Origin of the sequence: Nonomuraea zeae, assembly GCF_005889725.1 — a bacterium.
GTDB classification, from domain to species: domain Bacteria; phylum Actinomycetota; class Actinomycetes; order Streptosporangiales; family Streptosporangiaceae; genus Nonomuraea; species Nonomuraea zeae.
Map to the genome: position 1 here is coordinate 1 of NZ_VCKX01000144.1, position 17,389 is coordinate 17,389.

A 17,389-nucleotide genomic window follows, 5' to 3' on the forward strand; every position below is an offset into this window, starting at 1 on the left:
GAACGCCCGGGTAAACGCGGTCAGCACGGTCCCTCCTGCGCGCCTTTACGGCGGTGTGAGTATGCGATGGTGCGGGGATCTGCCATCTAAGTCTTAGGTCTGACGAGCCGGACAGATGCCTGCCGTCACGCTAGCTCCAGCTATTCATCATAGTTCGGATGCCGTCTTCCGAACCCACCCCCGATCTTTCTATCCAACGATTCAGGCCTGGCTCGATAGATAATCGGCCATTCATCGACGAGATCCTGCCAGAGCCAGCGAATCTGTGGGGTCCGGGCCAGGGCACGGCAGGTGTGGCCATGCCGCCCGAGGGCGCGATGAAACGGAGCTTAACCGATAATGCTCTGGAGGATCGCCGAAGGGGATGCCCGATCGAGCTGGACCGGCTTTGCACTTCACGTGGAGGACCCGTGGACTCTACCCACCGCTGGCCGTTCGACGAGTCGCATGAGGCCTGCACCATAGTCAGTTTCGATGTTCTGCACGACCATATGGCACTGCACCGTGTCGATTACTATTGCGACGCCGAATGGGGCTTCTACTCTAGCACGCCGCAAGAAGACGATTTCGAGGATTACGAAAGCGTGTGCCTGCGCGATGTCTGGCGCAAAGTCCGCGGCCTGGTCGGTTTGCAGGAGGCGGTGCTGGCCATGCGGCCCGGCCATTGCGCAGAATGGGACGCCGGCACGTGGACGTGGAAGATATACGAGCTCGAACAGGAGTAACGTCTCCCACTTTGCGAACGGACGGTGTGCCGCTCAGGTGAGATGGCGAGCCAGGCACGGCATCACCATGCCCGGCATGCCACGACCGTGGCGAGGACTCCTCACGCGGCCGCCCCCTCGGTCGCGTCGAGCAGCGGCAGGCGCAGCACGAGCTGGGCGCCTCCCCTGCCGGATCCCTGGGCGATCAGGGTGCCGGAGTGGGCCTGGGCGATCGCCCGGGCGATGGGCAGGCCGAGGCCGGCACCGCCGTGGTGGCGGCTGCGCGCACTGTCGGTCCTGGTGAAGTGATCGAAGATCCGCTCGCGGTCCGGCACCGAGATGCCCGGGCCGTCGTCGTCGACCGTGACCACGACCTCGTCCTCCTCGCCGCTCACGGTCACCCACACGGCCGTTTCGCCATGCCGTTCGGCGTTGTCCAGGAGATTGTCCAGCAGGCGGGCGAGAGTGCTGGTGAGGCCGCCCACGATCAGTCCCTCTTCCAAGTCCAGCCGGATGGGCAGGCCCTGGCTCCGCTTACCGGCCAGTTCCTCGACGAAGTCGGCCACCTCGATCTGCTCGGGCGCACCATCGGGGCCGGCGTCCAGCCTGGCGAGCATCAGCAGATTGCCGATGATCTCCTGGATCCGGTCCACCTCCCGTAGGGCGTGGTGGATGAGCTCACCGAGGTCGGTCTGGCCGGGATGCATGCGCGCCTCCTCCAGTTGCAGCCGGAGGCCGGCCAGAGGTGTGCCAAGCTCATGCGAGGCATCGGTGACGAACTGTCGCTGCTGGGTGTGCATGTGCTCGACGAGGTGCTCCATCCTCTCCACGAGGGTCATCATCTCGTCGCGGTCGCAAGACGTGGTCATGGCTCCTCCACTAATGACAGATCTTCAGTGTGCAGGGACTGAAGTGGCCACTGGGATCGTAGGTACGTGTGTTCGGCCAGCGAGCGCGTCAGTAGGGACGGCCTGACGCATATGCGCAAGGAGACGATCCGGGCGTGCTGAATCGATGCGTGTGGCGCCGTGCGACACTGCCGGCCTGTCCCGAGCCGGTATGTGGCCAGCGCAGCCGAGCAGGTTCATCTCGCCCGCTCAGGCAGGACGTGGTAAGCGGGCACGGACCGTCCGTCCGGCAGAAGCTCACCGGTGTCGTCGAAGACCACCACTCCGTTGCAGAGCAGCCCCCAGCCCTGTTCCGGGTGGAACACCACCAGCCGAGCCGCCTCCCGCCTGCAGCTGGTCGCTGACGGGCATCGAGGCCGATGCTGACACATGGCCCACACCTCGCTCCTGTGACCTGTACGGATTTCCCTCATGTCTTCATCGTCGGCCGCAGGGTTATGGGAGAAAACCGGGGAAATGCGGGTTCCGACGCCTCGGGTCTACGTAGTGGAGCCAGACCGGCGACAGAGCCGTACGGCGGTGATGCGCCGGAGGTGAGGGCCCAGGAGAGGCAAGGGCGGAGGCTCCCGCGCCGATGTGACTTCGATGGGGCGCGGTCCAGTCGTCACACGCAGCCATCGATAGCCGAGAACCGGGGGGTTGCCGGACGCCCCGCACTCATGGGAGAGCGGAGCGCCCAGCATGGGGTGTGACGCCTGCATCCGGTCCAACGAATGCCCGCACGCCCATCCTTCTGCCACGACAGGAGCGAGCCAAGACGGTGGGCTGCCATCTTCCGCCGTCTTCCTGCCAGCGGCAACCCGCGAAGATGTCCACCTCGCCACCCGCCATCGGGTTCCCCATGCAGTAAGGAGCCGGCAGTCACGACCAGCACTGCTGTCACTTTGGCCCCGCGACCTCGCCCGCTACCTACGTCAGGCAAACGTAGACAAGTATGTCCCCGGATGTCCCGCCACGGTCCGTCGGCGCACGCTGGAAATCTAAGGCACTTCCAGAAGCACCCTGAAAGCCGAGGTGGGAGTCATGTCCGCACATACATGCTTGAGCGTTGAGACCAGACCGGTTCCCGCCGTCCCGGCCGCGCCGGCTCGCGACAGCGACCGCCGGTCCTGTCGGCGGCGCCTTGCCGCCCTGCTGGATCGGCCCTGTAGGGCAGGCGGCAGCCGCACGGCGTCATGGACCTTCGCTCCGGTCGTCTCCTCGGTTCCCGAGGCCCGGCACCGGGCTGGGGCGACCGTACGGCGGTGGGGACTCACAGGCGAGGGCGCCACAGCCGAACTCCTCGTCACCGAGGTGATCACCAACGCGCTCGACCAGAGCCGAGAGCCGATCCGCCTCACCTTGACCTGGGCGGACGGGCTGCTGCGCGGTGAGGTCGAAGACCACGGCTCGAAGCAGGCGCTTCCCGAGCAGACGCGCCTGCCAGATCCTGTCGAGGAGAGCGGCCGGGGATTGTTCCTGCTGGACGTGCTCGCCTGCTGCTGGGGGGTCGAGTACACGGCCACCGGCAAAGTCGTCTGGTTCGAGCTGCCCTGCGGCCTCCCCGCGCGGCCCGGTGCCAGGTGACCGGTCCGGCCGAAGCGACACGCCGCGCCATTGCGGACGTGCGACCATCCCTTGGTCATGTCCATGCCGAGTCTGGACCGTAGGCTTGTTATGTTCGGGCAGGCCAGGGGGACATACTCGGCATTATGGGTCGATCGGTAGCCGAGCATCTCCAAGCCAACCTTCCGGCCAACATGAACGACATCATTGGCCGTAGGCGGGAGATTGCCACGGTAAGGCAGCTTCTGTCTGGTACCCGGTTGCTGACGTTGACGGGCACAGGCGGGGTGGGCAAGACCCGTCTGGCGACCTATGTGGCTGGTCAGGTACAGCGTGCTTTCCCTGACGGGGTGTGGCTGGTGGAGCTGGCCCCGGTGCAGGAGGAGCGGCTGGTGCCGGTGGCCATCGCGGAGGCTTTGGGGACGCAGGAGGAGGTGCCTCAGCCGTCGACGGAGAGCATGATCGAATACCTGCGGTCCAAGCAGCTGCTGCTGATCTTGGACAATTGTGAGCATCTGGTGGACGCCTGCGCTCGTCTGGCCGGTACCCTGCTCGCGGTGGCGCCCCTGGTGCAGGTGCTGGCGACCAGTCGTGAGTCGCTGGGCGTGCCGGGTGAGACGTTGTTCATCGTGCCGCCGATGTCCTTCCCCGCTGCCGGCGATGACGTTACCGGGGACGACGTCTCGCGGTACGACGCGCTGGCTTTGCTGGTGGAGCGTGCGCGGAACGCCGCGCCGGAGTTCGACATCTCCATCGACCATGTCGCGGCGGGGCGGTTGTGCCGGCTGCTGGACGGGATCCCGCTGGCGATCGAGTTGGCGGTGGTGTGGTTGCGGGTGTTGTCGCTGGATCAGATCATCGATCGGCTCGATGACCGGCTGCATTTCCTGTCGCAGGGGTATCGGACCGCGTTGCCGCGGCATCAGACGTTGCGTGCGGCGGTGGAGTGGAGCTTCAACTTGTGTTCCACGCAGGAGCAGATCCTGTGGGAGCGCCTGTCGGTGTTTTCCGGCGGTTTCGATTTGGCGGCGGCGGAGGAGGTCTGCTCGGCCGAGCCGCTGGCCCGTGAGGACATTTTGCCGCTGTTGGCCGTGTTGACGGAGAAGTCCATCGTGACCAGCCAGACCTGCGGGACGCGCTCGCGATACCAGGTTCTGGAGACCTTGCGGCAATACGGCCACGAGCGGCTGACCAAGGATGAGGCAACCTCGGCGCTGGGGCGGCGTCACGCCGAGTATTACCAAGCTCTGGCCGAACGCTACAGGACCCGCTGGTTCGGCCCGGACCAGGTCGAGTGCTTCGCCGCGATCGCCCCCGAACTGCCGAACCTGCGCACCGCGCTGAACCACTGCCTCGGCGACGACCTGCGCATCGAAGAAGCGATCCGGATGTTCACCTCGCTGTACGGATACTGGATCTTCTTCGGAGGCCCGGCCGAAGCCCGCCACTGGTTCGATCGCCTGCTCACATACCAGCGGATGTCTCCTCGGGCGCGGTTCGACGTGCTGGCCACAGGTGTGCTCTTCGCCCTCATGCAGGGCAGGCAGGCTACCGCGCAACCGCTGATCGAGGAGTGCACGTCCCTGGCCGGGCACAGCGGCTGCGGCGAGGCATTGGCGATGGGAAGGTTCCTGTCGGGACGGCTGACCTTGATGAAGGGCGATTACCAGGGCGCGGTCGACCTGCTCGATCCGTCTCGGGAGTGGTACGAGCACAACCTGGACGAGATTCCGATTACGAGGGTCTTGCGTGATGCGTTCATGCCCGCGTTCTACCTGGCACTGGCCGCGATCTTCGCCGATGATCCCCGCGCAGGCGGCTGGCTCGCCCGCTGCCGCGACATCGCCGAGGCAGGAGGCGCGCGCGGGGAGATCTCGATGAGCACGTGGGCGGCGGGCGTCGAACGCTGGCGCGCGGGCGAGTTGGAGCAGGCCGCCTCGCTGTTCCAAGCCAGCCTGCGCCTGGAGCGCTCGACCGGCTACCGCTACAGTCCGGCATGGACGGTGGAGTCCCTCGCATGGATCGCCGCCGCCCAAGGCCGCGACGCACACGCCGCGCACCTCATCGGCGCCGCCGCAACGATGCGGCGCCTGCTGGAGGTGTCACTGCAGGGCTTCCACGCCTACAACGACGCCCACCAGGCCTGCGAATCGGCGGTGCGCGCGCGCCTGAGTGAAGAGGATTTTCAGAAGGCCGTCGATGCGGGCGCGCAGCTCACCTTCGACCAGGCCATCGCCTTCGCCCTGAACGAACCGGCCGAGTCCGAGACCGAGCCATCGAGCGAGCCGGCGCCCACCTCCGCATCGGCGCTCACGCCGCCACAGTCAGGGCTGACCTCGCGGGAACTGGAGGTGGCCGCGCTCATCGCCGACGGCGTCCGCAACAAGGACATCGCCGCCCGGCTGGTCATCTCCCAGCGCACCGCTGAAGGACACGTCGAGCACATCCTGGAGAAACTCGGCTTCACCTCACGCACCCAGGTAGCCGCCTGGTACGTCAACCACGTCGCCCCGCCACAGGACGAGTGATACCGGCAAGGTCCCCGCCGCGACGGCCGAAGGAACGCGTACCGGCGGCCGTCGTGCCCGCGAGCGCTGACTACGGCGAGGGCAAAGACGTGTGGTTTCTACCTCGAGATGCAGGCGGTGAGTCTGACCATGGTACGAACGGCATCGCCGCAGAAGAAGGGAAACCTGCCGGCTGGTGTGGCGGCGATCATCGGCCGCAATCGCGAGGTGTCGGAGGCCAAGCGCCTCCTGACCGGCACGCGGCTGCTGACGCTCACCGGTGTGGCCGGAGTCGGCAAGACGCGGCTGGCGTTGAAGATCGGCCGCGAGGTGGACCGGTCCTTTCCTGATGGGGTGTGGCTGGCCGACGTGAGGTCGTTGCGTGACGGCCGCCTGCTGGCCGGCATCATCGCGGCCGCCCTTGGCCTGCGGGATCGTTCGGCGCATCGTCCAGAGCAGCTGCTGGCGCAATTCCTCGGCGATAAGCGAGCCCTGCTCATCCTCGACAACTGCGAGCATCTGGTCCACGCGTGCGCGACGCTGGCGGCGATGCTTCTCGACCGGGCGCCCGGTTTGCGGATCTTGGCGACGAGCCGGCAGAGCCTCGGCCTCGGATATGAGGCGACCCTGGTGGTGTCGCCGTTCGACGTACCTGAGGAGGCAGAAGGCGTCGACGTCACACGCTATGAGGCGGTGAGATTGTTCGCCGAGCAGGCGCTGATGTCCAACTCGGCGTTCAGGCTCGACGAGCACAACCGGGACGCCGTCGCGAAGCTGTGCCGTCGCCTGGAAGGGATCCCGCTGGCTCTCGAGCTCGCCGCTGCCTGGGCGCGTGTCTTGGGAGCGCAGGAGATCTGCGAGCGGCTGAACGATCGCTACCGTTTCCTGACCCGGAGCATCCGCGCCACGGAGCCGACGCACCGAACCCTGCTCGCCGCCGTGGATTGGAGCTTCGGTCTCTGCGACCCTCGAGAGCAGCTCCTGTGGGCGCGCGCGTCGGTATTCCCCGCTCCCTTCGAAGCTGACGCCGCCATGGCCGTCGCCAAGGGCGGGCAGCTGACGGGCGAGGAGGTCGTGGACGCCCTGGCGGGCCTGACCGGCAAGTCTGTGCTGATATGCGACACTCGCGACGGGCGGACCCGCTACTCCATGCTGGAGACCATCCGGGAGTACGGGGCGGCCAAGCTCGCGGCCAGCGGAGAGGAAGAGCACGCCCGCCGCCTGCACCGCGATCACTATCGTCAAGTCAGCGATGCCGCCGCAGCGGGCTGGTGCAGCGCCGAGCAGGTCGCCTGGATCCGGCGGATCGGGCAGGAGTGGCCGCACATCCGGGCGGCGCTGGAGTTCTGTCTCACCCGTGACGGTGAGCTGGAGCAGGGCCTGTCGATGGCCTCGGAGCTCTTCGAATACTGGATTTCCTATGGTGCACACTCCGAGCTGCGCCGCTGGCTCGACCGCGCCTTGGAGAAAGACGAAACGTCAGACGTCAACGCGGCATTCGCGCTGGTGGTGAACGCCCGGACGGCGCTGCTTCAGGGCGACGACGTGGCCGCACGCCGCCTGATGGACGCGTGCATGGACGCGTACACCGACCGGGCGCGGGCCGGCGGCGACGAACGGCTGCGCGGCTTCGTGGACAACCTCGCGGGGCTATCCGCCTTCCTGCAGGGAGATCTGGGCACCGCTGTGGCCCGGCTCCGGGCGGCCCTCGACCGGTACGCCGAAACGCGCCCGGACGAGGTCGGCCCTCTCGAGGGCAACAACATCTTCCTGACCTCCCTGTGGTTGTCGATGGCGGCGGCCTTCCACCAGGAGCTGGACTCGGCGGATCTCGCCCGCTCGTGCCGGGAGATGGCCGAGGCCAAGGGAGCCTCGATCCTCCGGGCCTGGGGCATGTACGCGTCGGGCCTCGACAAGCTGTTGGTGGCCGGAGACGCCAAAGCCGCGAGCGTGTTCTTCCTCGACAGCCTGCGCCTGCAGCAGGATACGGGCGACCGATGGCTCCCGGCCTGGGGCGTCGAGGCCCTGGCGTGGGCATCCGCCACCGAGGAGCGCAGCATGCCCAGGGCCGCCGCTCTGATGGGCATCGCTCATGCCTTCCGCCGCGCCATCGGCATGACGATGCCCGGACTCGTCCCACTGGCACATGCTCATGACACCTGGGAGGCCCGCCTACGGGACAAACTAGGCGGACAGGCCTATCAAGAGGCCTTCGACAGGTATGCCGCACTGGACGTCGACGAGGCATTCGCCTATGTCCTCGGCCACGCAGAGCCTTCGTCGCTGCAGCGGGGTGGGGCCTCCGACGCGACCTCGATGCTGACTCGCCGGGAGTTGCAGGTCGCCGGATTGATCGCCGAAGGGTGCAGCAACAAGGAGATCGCCTCCAGGCTGACGGTGTCCCAACGGACCGCGGAAGCGCACGTGGACCACATTCTCGGCAAGCTCAGCTTTCACTCCCGTACGCAGATCTCCGCCTGGTACCAGGCGGAGATCGAGGGAGCGCCCCGTCCTCTGTAGCGGCCGTCGGTTGACGGCGCGGCCCTGAAACAGGGCGCTAGTGCGCGCCGCGTAGCCCGCTGGCGATGAACATGCCGGCAAGCATGGCGAACAGGAATGTCCGCAGGAACTGCATGAACATCTCGAACACGGTCATCACGATCGTCATCAGCACGCCGAGGACACCGAGGCCCGCGCCGAGCGGCGTGAGCTCCTCGAACAGGAATGGTCGGCAAAACATGTTCGCGAACAAACGGATGAAGTGGGTGAACAGCGAGGTGAGGAACACCTCGGCGAGAACCAACGGGGCGTAGAGCCCGTACGCCCAGCCGGGCAGTCCGGGCAGGTGCACGATTCCCCGCAGGTAACCGCGTACGCCGTGGCGCCGGATGCCGAGATAGAGCTTGATGCCGTACACGGTGAGCACCAACACCGCGGGGAAAACAGTGAGCCACACGTGCCGATGGCAGCCGATGGCCCTGTGGTCACTTGCGCGAGTCAGGCTTTGTCGAGGGTGATCCCGAGTTCGACCATGGCGGGCGATGGAGGGCCGCCTTCTGAGCGTTCCGTCTTCCGGCCCGGGGTTCGAGGAGCGAGCGTCCGGGGATCGATAGCTTCTACCGGGGCACCGGTGGAGTAGAACCCCGTCGGCTGCCGATCACGGTCATGAGGCGCCAGCCAGAAGACACGCCGGCGAAACGTCCCGGATGCCGGAGAGCCTTTAGCCTCCGGCCCGAGGACCGCGTAGCCCACCATGCGGCCATCGCGGTGGTAGGCGGGCTTGCGACGGCGGCTCGGCAGGCGATCGAGGCTTTGCCTGACATACTCAAGAGCGCCGATGTCCTCGAGCCATACCAGCTCGGTTTCGTGCCTGAGGTCGTCGGGATCGATGGATGCACTCATCGCGGCAGCCCTTCACCGCCGAGATCGGAGATCAAGCCGAGCCCGGGATAGAACTTGCGAGAGTTGGACAGGAGCATTTCCTTCGGTGAGGCCATCCCGAGTGTGTCACGTACCCGTGCGGCGAAGGCCCGAGCCGACACCGGGGTGGCTCCTTCGCTTCCGCACCAGCGAGTGTAGGCAGTGTAGAGATGTGCTTGTTCAGCGCGCAGACTGGGGCCGAGCTTGCACGCCTCCGCGATGAATCGTCCAACCACATCCTCCGTTGCCTCGTACGCGTCCGTGGCGAGTCTTACCCGCTGCGGGCCGGACAAGTCCTTCTGACCGCTCAGATAGCGCCGGGCTCCATCGACCAGCCATGAGAGGATACCGGCACCCTCCTCCTGGACGAGGATGCGCGCCAGGTTGTCGATCTTGCGCTCTTCCGCCACAACGCGTTCGAATGGAATGAGCCGCAGCCTCCTCCAGAACGCGAAGCCGCCCGTGGCGACCTCAGGCTGGTGGTTGCCGAGCAGCCAGAGGTGGTGGGTGGGGTCGAAGCTGAAGAAGTCCTGCCGCATCCGGCGGGCCTTGATCTTGTCTCCACCGGTCAGCAGTTTGACACGGGCCTCGTCGAAGCGGTCGCCTGGTTTGAGCTCGGAGCAGACAACGATGCGACGCCCGTGCAGTTCGGCCAGGTCGGTCGGGTGCCCGTCGAAGGTCTTGGCCATGAGGAAGCCTGGCGGGGCAGCGTCGGCGTAGTCTCCCAAAAGCTGCAGCATCACCTCCACCAGGACCGACTTGCCGTTCTTGCCCTGCCCGTAGAGGAAAGGCATCACCTGGGCGCCCACGTCTCCAGTGATCGAGTATCCCAAGAGAAGATGAAGGAAGTCGATCGTCTGTCGGCCGTCGGCGTCATCACCGAAGGTGTCCTTGAGGAAACGATGCCATCGAGGCGTGAGTGCGGGTTCGGGTGCCAGCGTGGTGGAGCGCGAATGAAGATGCGTGGCTGGGTCTGGTGGTGAGATCTGGCCGGTACGGAGGTCCACCACTCCAGCCGGCGTGCACAAGGCATAGGGGTCGGCGTCGAGCGTCGCGGGGGACAGCACCATGCCGGGCGCGGATTTAGCCTGCGTCAGCAGGGCGTTCATCCCGGTGGTCGACAAAGCTCTGCGCCGGTGGCGTCGGAGCTCGGCCGAGGTGTGGCGGCCTCGAGCGTCGAACACGGCCAACTGCTCCGCCATCTCGCCGGCCGCCCACATGACGGCGTCGCTCTCGTCCAGGACCCAGCGATGTCCTGCCCATCGGAACCAGCCCATGCCAGGCACGTGCCGGAAATCCCGCCCGTACAGCCCTACGAAGAGTTTGGCGTTGCCGCGATCGGTCAGCGAGTCGGGGAACAACCCGTTTCCCGTAGCGACGGGTTCCTCAGTCACACGTACCGGCGAAGCGGGCTGCTGCGGAGAGACGTCGGACAGGTCAAGGATCTGCTGAGCAGCGGCCACCGGGTCGAAACCCCCCGGACTGGTTGAGGGGGTCATGGTCGTCCTTGGGGAGGGCACGCGCTACGCGGGTCAGCGATCCTGCCGTACATAACGACCTTGGAGTGTCGACGGCCCCGCCGAGGCTCTGCTCGCATGGGTGCAGTGAGAGGAGGAGTTTTGGCGGCGATGTCGGCGGAGCGTTTCCTAGCCACCTGCCCTGTAGAGGTCCGGAGAGCGTCGAGGCGGCCACCAGCGGCGTGTACGCCGACCTGCCAGCAGGAGGCTCGGCCGGGGGCGGAGCCTATGGAGAGGAGACAGGATTGCTCAGGCCTGGCTTTTCGCCACACTGGCATCTTCTGGGAGGGAGGACTAATCCGCGCGGCGGAGGTGTCGACAGCCATTCCCGTCACGCCGAGCCGGGAGGTCGACCAGGGCCGACGGGAGAGGGCGGGGGGCGGCGGCTGAGGAGAGACGAGTCTGGGATGGTGATCGTCGTGGCGAAGTCGCTGCGTCACAGGATCCCTTCCCGTAGTGCACTCGGCGGCGGATCGTCTGGACCCGCTGCCTGCGGGTCGTTGTTGAATGCTGGTGTGGTCGGGCGACTGAAGCGACTGAAGCGACCGAGACTTAAAGATGGTAGTACAGACTAGCCGACACCAGGGCAGGAGCGGGGCATTGCATCGCCGGGACACGGCAGCGACCGAAGTTTGAGTTGCTCGAGGCGTTGATGTTTGAGTCGCTGGTGCTGCCGCCGAAAGAGTTCCTGGTAGGGAGCTTGTGCTGCCATCGGGGAGCGACTGAAGCTACTGAGAGTTGGTACTTATGAGGTCGTCGGAGAGTAGCTGTATTGGAGATATATATCCCGACCCAGCGTCGCTTCGGTCGCTTCCAGGGCACGATGACGGTCTTTGACCTGGCGTTTTTGTCAGCGACTCATTGGACAGCGACTGAGGGGACAAGGGAGGATGAGTCTCTGGTCGCTTCAACTGCTTCAGCATCTTGATGCGGTTGGCGTGTCCTTTGACCGGTCCGGAGTGGTAGGGCAGGGCGAGCCCGGCGGTGACGGCGTCTTGGTCGCGATAGAGTCTGGTGACGAAGGAGTGCAGCTCGGGCAGGTCGTCGCCCAGGACCGCGTTCATCCAGCTCTCCAGATTCTGGCCGTGGCGGCGCGTCATCATTTCGTCAACTGGCGCACGTGCAGTTGTAGCGCTGCCGGCTGGGGGCATGCAGCGGTGAGCGCCTTTTGAGCAGGCGGTGCTCGCCGACTCCCGAGGTTGGCCGTTTTGTACAGGAACCAGCCGCAGGTGGTTGCCAGCTGAGTTGGTGTCGGCGCGGAGGCGTTCCACCGCACCAGGGGCGGACGTACTGGCGGATGGTGGCGCCGCTGCCGCGATAGCCCAGAACCTGCAGTTCCTGGTGGAGGAGTATGGCGTTGTCGTGGGCTTCCAAGGTCTTTGGCCGCTGGCCGGTACCGTCACAAACGAGCAGGTCTTCGGGGTTGGCGACGCGGGCGAAGCGCCGGACAGTGTTGCGGCCCAGGGACAGCATCCGGCGATGCCCTCGGCATAGGCGCCGGCTCGGTCGCGGCAGACGATCTCGACCTCGGGATGCGAACGGAGCCAGGCCGCCAGGGTGTCGGCCGTCCGGTCGGCCAGCACGTCCACCACGGTGCTGGTGGAGATGTCGATCAGGATGGTGCCGTAGGAGTCGCCCCGTCGCAGGGCGAAATCGTCCACGCGGAGCCCCCGTGGACCGGTTTCCACAGCCGGGTCGGGCAGGCCTCGGATCAGTCTGATCAGCGTCATCCGGCTCACCGAGGCGCCGGCCGGCCGGCGAGCCTGGCGCCGCCCAGCGCCAGCGCGATGGTCTGCAATGCGCTGACCGCTCGGATGCTGCGGCGGCCGTATCGGACGGTCAGCTCCGGGATCTGCTCGGCGAACGTCGCTTTCGTGCACGTGGAATGGCGGCAGAAGAATCGGTGCACCCGCAGGTGGATGAGCACTTCCTGGTTTCCGACCGCGGTATCGGACAGCCGACGTTCATAGTGGCTGTGCCCCGCTGCCAGCGTCCCCCAGCCCGGCCAGGTAGCCGCCACGGTTCCGGTCCTGGCCCGGATCTGCACCGTGGCTCCGGACCGGGGACACGTTGTCAACGCACACGCCGGTCAGGTGCGGGAACAGGACAGCGACCAACTCCTTGGTCAACACGCTGCAGATGCTCGTGATCAAAGGCATGGCTACCGGCCGGAACGCCCAAACCGTGATCTACTCAATGAGTCCGATCACGGCAAGTGTGCCTGATCCAGTATTCGGGTTCCGCCGACACCGTCCCGTATGGGCTGAACCCGGGCGAGGCCCCGACTAGACAGGGGCGAGCAGCGACCGAAGCGACTCAGTCGCCGTATTGGGCAAATGACAGCACGCTGAAGAGAACAGTTGGCGCCACTAGTTCGCGGATTGCGTCGCTTCGGTCGCTATTCCCGCAGAAATCCTGGCTGCCGGTAAGGCCACAGGCGGGGCATCTACTGCAGAGCCGCCCTGATGCGAGCGCAGGTCGAGCCTGCTGGTCGGAACGCGTCGGGAGACGGGCAACCCCCGTCGGGCTGGCTTATGGGTGCAGCCACCCGGATAGCTGGCCTTCGTCAACCCCGGGAGGTGGTGACCGGCAGCTGGCTCCATGCGCGATACCGGTCGTCCTGCGGGCCGATCGCTCTTCATGACCGTCACTGAGGGCGGTGGGGCAGCACGGCGACCGCCGAGAGCTGCGATGGTGCCGATTGTGGCAGCGACTCGGGCGTGTTAGCGCAGGGCCCTGCAGGAGCCAGGACGAGTGGTACCACGCCAGCCGAGTAGGCTCGTACGGGTCCGGCACTGGTGATCGCTTCGAGGAATCCCAACAGGGAGTGCAGGAGCCATGTGAGGCGGCCTCTCCGGGATACAGGACTTGACCCAACGAGTCGGCCGATACCGTCCATGGAGAGAGACCTCCCACCCGTTTCGCGAAGGCGCAGGCGACCCCAATGCTCGGCTCAGACATGGTGCTATCCCCCTCCTCTGTCGATGTGGCGATGGAGCGACGGTCGTCGACCCAGTGCTCCGTCGTCGGCCTCATGTCTTTTGGCCGGGCGCCTGTACACTTAATGACCACTTAGCGGGGCAGAAGGAATCGGTCACGGGGCGGGCAGCGCCGGATTGGTGAGGGTCCTGGTGATAGATGCCGTCCCCGGTGCGGGCGCCTTTTGACGGGAGCAGCTCGGTCGCGCGTTTTGCGACCGAGACATGACCGAAGGCATGAAACAGGCTCGCCCGCTCAGCAATCGTGATGTCTGCCTCTCACACACCAGACCGCTGCGACTTGGAGAGGGCGCCGTCAATCATCTGGCGGACGTGCTATCCACCACGACGCCGTCGTGGATCTTCTTCTTCGAATGAAGCTGGTCCCGCTGTCGCGATTGCTCGGAGAGAAGGTCGTCGCCACTTGCTGACAGAGGCCGATCTCACAGCGAGAGCTGAGGGCGCACAGGAGGGGCCGCACCCCCTCTTCGGGAGGGGAAGATGCGGTGTCGCCTGTGCGCCCGCCAGCGTGCGCTACGGAGAGATCATTTGTGCGAGCGCATTTAAGCAGAAATCGGACGATAGAGCACAATTAGGATCATTTGTCTCTCACTGTCGTGAAGTGCAAGGCCCTGTCTCCCATTGGTGGTGTCCTTGCTCACTGAAGTTGGCAGTTGCTCACACTTGTGGAGTTGGCCCAAGGCCAGGTAGCTAAGGTTTCTGGGCTGCTGGCAAGAGCGCTGGGGAGAGCGGCCCGGCGGTGTAGATACCCGGCCCGATCTTGCAGATGAGCTGGCTGTCGGCCCAGCGTGACAGCTGCCGATACATGGTGTTCAGGGTGACATCGCCGAGGTGGAGGGCGATGTCGCTGGCTTTCCAGGGGCGGTTGGGGTGTTGGTGGAGGAGTGCCAGGACCTGTTGTTGTCTGCGGCGGTCGGCCGGGGCGATGGTCGCTCGTCTCGGGACGCGGAAGGCAGCGTGGGTGGGGGTGGCAGGAGGGTGATGTCGAGGCCGGTGATGGTGCGGCTGTGGTCGGGTCGGCCGTCGTTGAGTCGTTCGTGGTAGCGGGAGATGGGCGATTTGACCTTGCGGGTGCTGACGCGCGGGCGGAGCAGTGCGGCCAGGACACGGCGTCCGATGGCTCCGATCAGGCCGGTGGCGTTGCCTGGTTTGTCGCCAGGCCGGATCACCAGGTCGCGCGCGGCGTGCAGGGCGATGGAGAAGCCGCAACGGTCAGGGTCGGTGCCGGGCCGGGACTCGGCGGCGTCGACCATCACCGTGCGAAGGAGCTGATAAAGCGTGAGCACCGACCACATCTCCTGCTCCAGGCCCGGCGGGGTCGCCTGAGCGCAGTATCCGGCCCTGCATGATCGTGTGGCGCAGCGCGTAGTAGGCCGACTCGTGTTCCCATCGCTGATGGTAGAGCCTGACCAAGGCGGGGGCAGGCTAGCGCCGGGGGTCGGTCAGCGTGGTGGCCAGGCGGTAGGTGCCGGTGAAGGTGGTGCCGTCGGTGCAGGTCACTGTCACGTGGGCCTCGATGATGCGGATCTGCAGATTACCGATCACCGAGAGATATGAGCCGTCGGTGAGCGTGGCCAGGACGGGGGTGCGCCGGTTGCTGCGCAGCCGGCCGAGCACCTGGGAGCCGGTGGCGCTGACCTGGGCGAGGAAGGCGTTGCCATCGAAGCCCTTGTCCCACAAGCACGAGCATGTCGGGCTTCAGCAGGTGCAGCAGGCGCCGGGCATAGCCGCTCTCGCCTTCGCTGGTGGGGGGCGAAGACCGCGCCGATCAGGGCCCGGGTTCCGGTCTCGACGAGCGTCATCAGTGCCAGGTGGGGGTAGCCGCCGTGGCCGGGGCTGCCCAGCCAGGCCGCCCACCAGGCCCTGCGCTGACGTGACGTCATGGAGAGTATATCGGGAGCCCCCGGCGAGGTAGGGCTGAAGCGTTCTCATGTCGTGAGACTGAGTAGCTGAAGACCGTCGGCTGGGTGGCTGCGGTAGTGGTCGGTGGCGGCGGCGATGTTGGTCCAGCCGAGTAGGCGTGCCAGGCCGATGGCCAGGTTGCGGAGGCTGGCCAGGATGCGGGGAGTTGCTCCGGTCCGGGCTCGGCAGGCGTCTTCGCGGTAGGTGACGTCGCGGATGTGGTGCAGGGCCTCGATGCTCCAGTGTCCGCGGATCAGTGCGGCGAGTTGGGCGTGGGTGATCCGGCCCGGTGGGAGGTTGGTGATCGCGTAGATCGTGACGAGGGTGGTCTTGCCGGTCTTGCCGGTCTTGCGGTCGGTACGGCGGCGTTTGACCTGGATAGCCTGGACTGCGTGCGGAAAGGGCAGGCCGGGCCGGATGGTGCAGATTTTCATGCGGCGGATTTCGCGGCGGCCGTGGCCTTGCTCGTCGGTGCGGTCGTTGAGGATGGCCTGGCGCCAGGGCAGGGCCTTGAGCCAGCGTTGCAGGGTGGGCTGGTTGCCTTTGACGATGAAGAGGTAGTGGCCGCCGGCGGCGACGATGTGGCGGGCGTGGTCGTGCTGGGTGCGCAGGGCGTCGGCGGTGACGACCATGCCGGGCAGGTCCAGGCCGCGCAGCAGGGGTGTGAAGGCGGGGATCTCGTTGCTCTTGGCTTCGACCTGGCGTTGAGCGAGGACGGTCTCGGTGTCGTGGCGGATGGCAGCCGGTAGATGCACCGTGGTGCCGTCGGCGGTGCGGCTGCCGCGCAGGGTCTTGCCGTCCACGGCCAGGCCGAGCAGGGGCGTTCGGGAGGACGTCGCCGTCTCGGGCGGCTGGCAGGCTGCCAGTGCGGCAACGTAGCCGCAGGTCGCGGCGTCGAAGGCGTCGCCGTCCAGACGGGCCAGCAGCCGTCCCAGGGTGGAGGCGGCTGGTCGCATTGCAGGCGGGAGGCCGAGCCGGGAGTGCACGGGGGGCTCGTACCCGGCGATGAATCGGGTGATCTGCACCAGTGATGTTGCTCCGCTGAGGACGGCGAGCAGGGTTAAGGCGAGCAGTGGCCCGAGCCGGTAGCGGCGTCCGCGACGGCAGCGAGGATCGGGGACGGAGTCGAATACCTCGACCAGGGTGGGCAGGTCGACGGTGGCGTCGGTGAAGGTGACGTGCTCCAGGTGGCGGGAGAGCACGTCGATCGGGGATGATGGCACGCGAACGCGGCCCCTGTTCTTGATCGACTGGCTAGACACCGACGATCATCAGGGGTCGCGTTTGTCATCTCCGCACTGGGGCGCCCCTACTTGCCCACCTGGCTCAGGGGTGCAGCAGTCTCACCAGCCGAGAACGCAACGGCCTTGCCCGGCGAGGACTCCCGATATGCGCTGCTTCTGCCCACGATCAGTTAAGGCAGTTTGCGACCGTGGCTTTCAGTGAAATCGTGCGCCACTTCCCGAATTTCAGGGTCGTTGCTTTCGAAAGCCCGCTCGATCAGCATGCCTAGACTCTCCCATGCTTCGCAGTCCGTCAGCATGCTGGCGAGCCTGAGATAGTCCTCGGCGTCGCCACTCGACAGATGCCTCTCTACGATTTCGGTGAGTTGTGCAGAATCAATGTCTCTGCGCGCTGCTCGGATCGCTTCAGAAGCCGCTTGCGCCCATCCAGTCGACAAGCACATGTCGACCAGCGCCTCGAGTAGGTTCGGGACATCTTCGGGGAAGAGGCGCAAGAATGTCAGTGCGGTCGCCCGGTCCCAGACCGAGCTGCTCGACATCGCGTTGGCCAGTACTTCCGCGCGTGAGGGTAGCTGATTCACCTCGGCACGGCGGCGGGCCACCTCCTGCTCCGCCGCCACCAAGTCACGCCACTTCCCCATTC

The 17,389-nt window shown here is 66.2% G+C and carries 15 protein-coding genes; 4 read left to right on the top strand and 11 right to left on the bottom strand.

The features are described 5' to 3' along the window. Window positions 1-410 precede the first annotated feature (410 nt). On the top strand, window positions 411-725 hold the full coding sequence (locus tag ETD85_RS36040; protein ID WP_138694298.1) for a hypothetical protein: 315 nt from the start codon (window positions 411-413) through the stop codon (window positions 723-725). Window positions 726-826: 101 nt separating this feature from the next. On the opposite strand, the gene ETD85_RS36045 is transcribed toward ETD85_RS36040, so the two are convergent. Further along, window positions 827-1,573: a sensor histidine kinase gene (locus ETD85_RS36045; RefSeq protein WP_138694299.1), complete on the bottom strand. Its 747-nt coding sequence runs from the start codon at window positions 1,571-1,573 to the stop codon at window positions 827-829. A gap of 215 nt (window positions 1,574-1,788) precedes the next feature. Next, window positions 1,789-1,983, bottom strand: a complete 195-nt coding sequence (locus ETD85_RS66070; RefSeq protein WP_138694300.1) for a DUF5999 family protein — start codon at window positions 1,981-1,983, stop codon at window positions 1,789-1,791. Between the two features lie 652 nt (window positions 1,984-2,635). Here ETD85_RS66070 and ETD85_RS36055 point away from each other — a divergent pair. The 3 genes from ETD85_RS36055 to ETD85_RS36065 all read left to right on the top strand — a co-directional run bounded on the left by ETD85_RS36055 (window position 2,636) and on the right by ETD85_RS36065 (window position 8,184). Next, a complete protein-coding gene (locus ETD85_RS36055) occupies window positions 2,636-3,178 on the top strand; it encodes an ATP-binding protein (protein WP_138694301.1) in 543 nt (180 codons plus the stop codon). A 173-nt stretch (window positions 3,179-3,351) separates the two neighbouring features. Continuing rightward, the gene (locus tag ETD85_RS36060; protein WP_170247016.1) at window positions 3,352-5,685 is read left to right on the top strand and encodes an ATP-binding protein; all 2,334 of its coding nucleotides are present in this window, start codon (window positions 3,352-3,354) and stop codon (window positions 5,683-5,685) included. Between the two features lie 117 nt (window positions 5,686-5,802). Beyond that, window positions 5,803-8,184: an ATP-binding protein gene (locus tag ETD85_RS36065; protein WP_170247017.1), complete on the top strand. Its 2,382-nt coding sequence runs from the start codon at window positions 5,803-5,805 to the stop codon at window positions 8,182-8,184. 37 nt (window positions 8,185-8,221) lie between these two features. Here the strand turns inward: ETD85_RS36065 and ETD85_RS36070 are convergent, their stop codons facing one another. From ETD85_RS36070 to ETD85_RS36110, 9 genes are all read right to left on the bottom strand, one after another. After that, entirely contained in the window at window positions 8,222-8,620 is a 399-nt protein-coding gene (locus tag ETD85_RS36070) for a F0F1 ATP synthase subunit A (RefSeq protein WP_170247018.1), read from the bottom strand. A gap of 41 nt (window positions 8,621-8,661) precedes the next feature. Further along, a complete protein-coding gene (locus ETD85_RS36075) occupies window positions 8,662-9,066 on the bottom strand; it encodes a DUF6009 family protein (protein WP_138694305.1) in 405 nt (134 codons plus the stop codon). Next, complete coding sequence (locus tag ETD85_RS36080; protein WP_138694306.1) at window positions 9,063-10,583, bottom strand: DNA primase family protein; 1,521 nt, start codon at window positions 10,581-10,583, stop codon at window positions 9,063-9,065. Before ETD85_RS36080 ends, ETD85_RS36075 begins: the two co-directional genes overlap by 4 nt. 746 nt (window positions 10,584-11,329) lie before the next feature. Continuing rightward, on the bottom strand, window positions 11,330-12,331 hold the full coding sequence (locus tag ETD85_RS36085; protein WP_138694307.1) for a transposase: 1,002 nt from the start codon (window positions 12,329-12,331) through the stop codon (window positions 11,330-11,332). A gap of 5 nt (window positions 12,332-12,336) precedes the next feature. After that, the gene (locus tag ETD85_RS36090) at window positions 12,337-12,648 is read right to left on the bottom strand and encodes a hypothetical protein (RefSeq protein ID WP_138694308.1); all 312 of its coding nucleotides are present in this window, start codon (window positions 12,646-12,648) and stop codon (window positions 12,337-12,339) included. Between the two features lie 1,764 nt (window positions 12,649-14,412). Continuing rightward, the gene (locus tag ETD85_RS36095; RefSeq protein WP_138694309.1) at window positions 14,413-14,886 is read right to left on the bottom strand and encodes a hypothetical protein; all 474 of its coding nucleotides are present in this window, start codon (window positions 14,884-14,886) and stop codon (window positions 14,413-14,415) included. Window positions 14,887-15,025: 139 nt separating this feature from the next. Then, window positions 15,026-15,280: a hypothetical protein gene (locus ETD85_RS36100; protein ID WP_138694310.1), complete on the bottom strand. Its 255-nt coding sequence runs from the start codon at window positions 15,278-15,280 to the stop codon at window positions 15,026-15,028. Window positions 15,281-15,528: 248 nt separating this feature from the next. Then, on the bottom strand, window positions 15,529-16,704 hold the full coding sequence (locus ETD85_RS36105; RefSeq protein WP_206059040.1) for an ISAs1 family transposase: 1,176 nt from the start codon (window positions 16,702-16,704) through the stop codon (window positions 15,529-15,531). 212 nt (window positions 16,705-16,916) lie between these two features. Further along, on the bottom strand, window positions 16,917-17,366 hold the full coding sequence (locus ETD85_RS36110) for a hypothetical protein (protein WP_138694311.1): 450 nt from the start codon (window positions 17,364-17,366) through the stop codon (window positions 16,917-16,919). Window positions 17,367-17,389 lie beyond the last annotated feature (23 nt).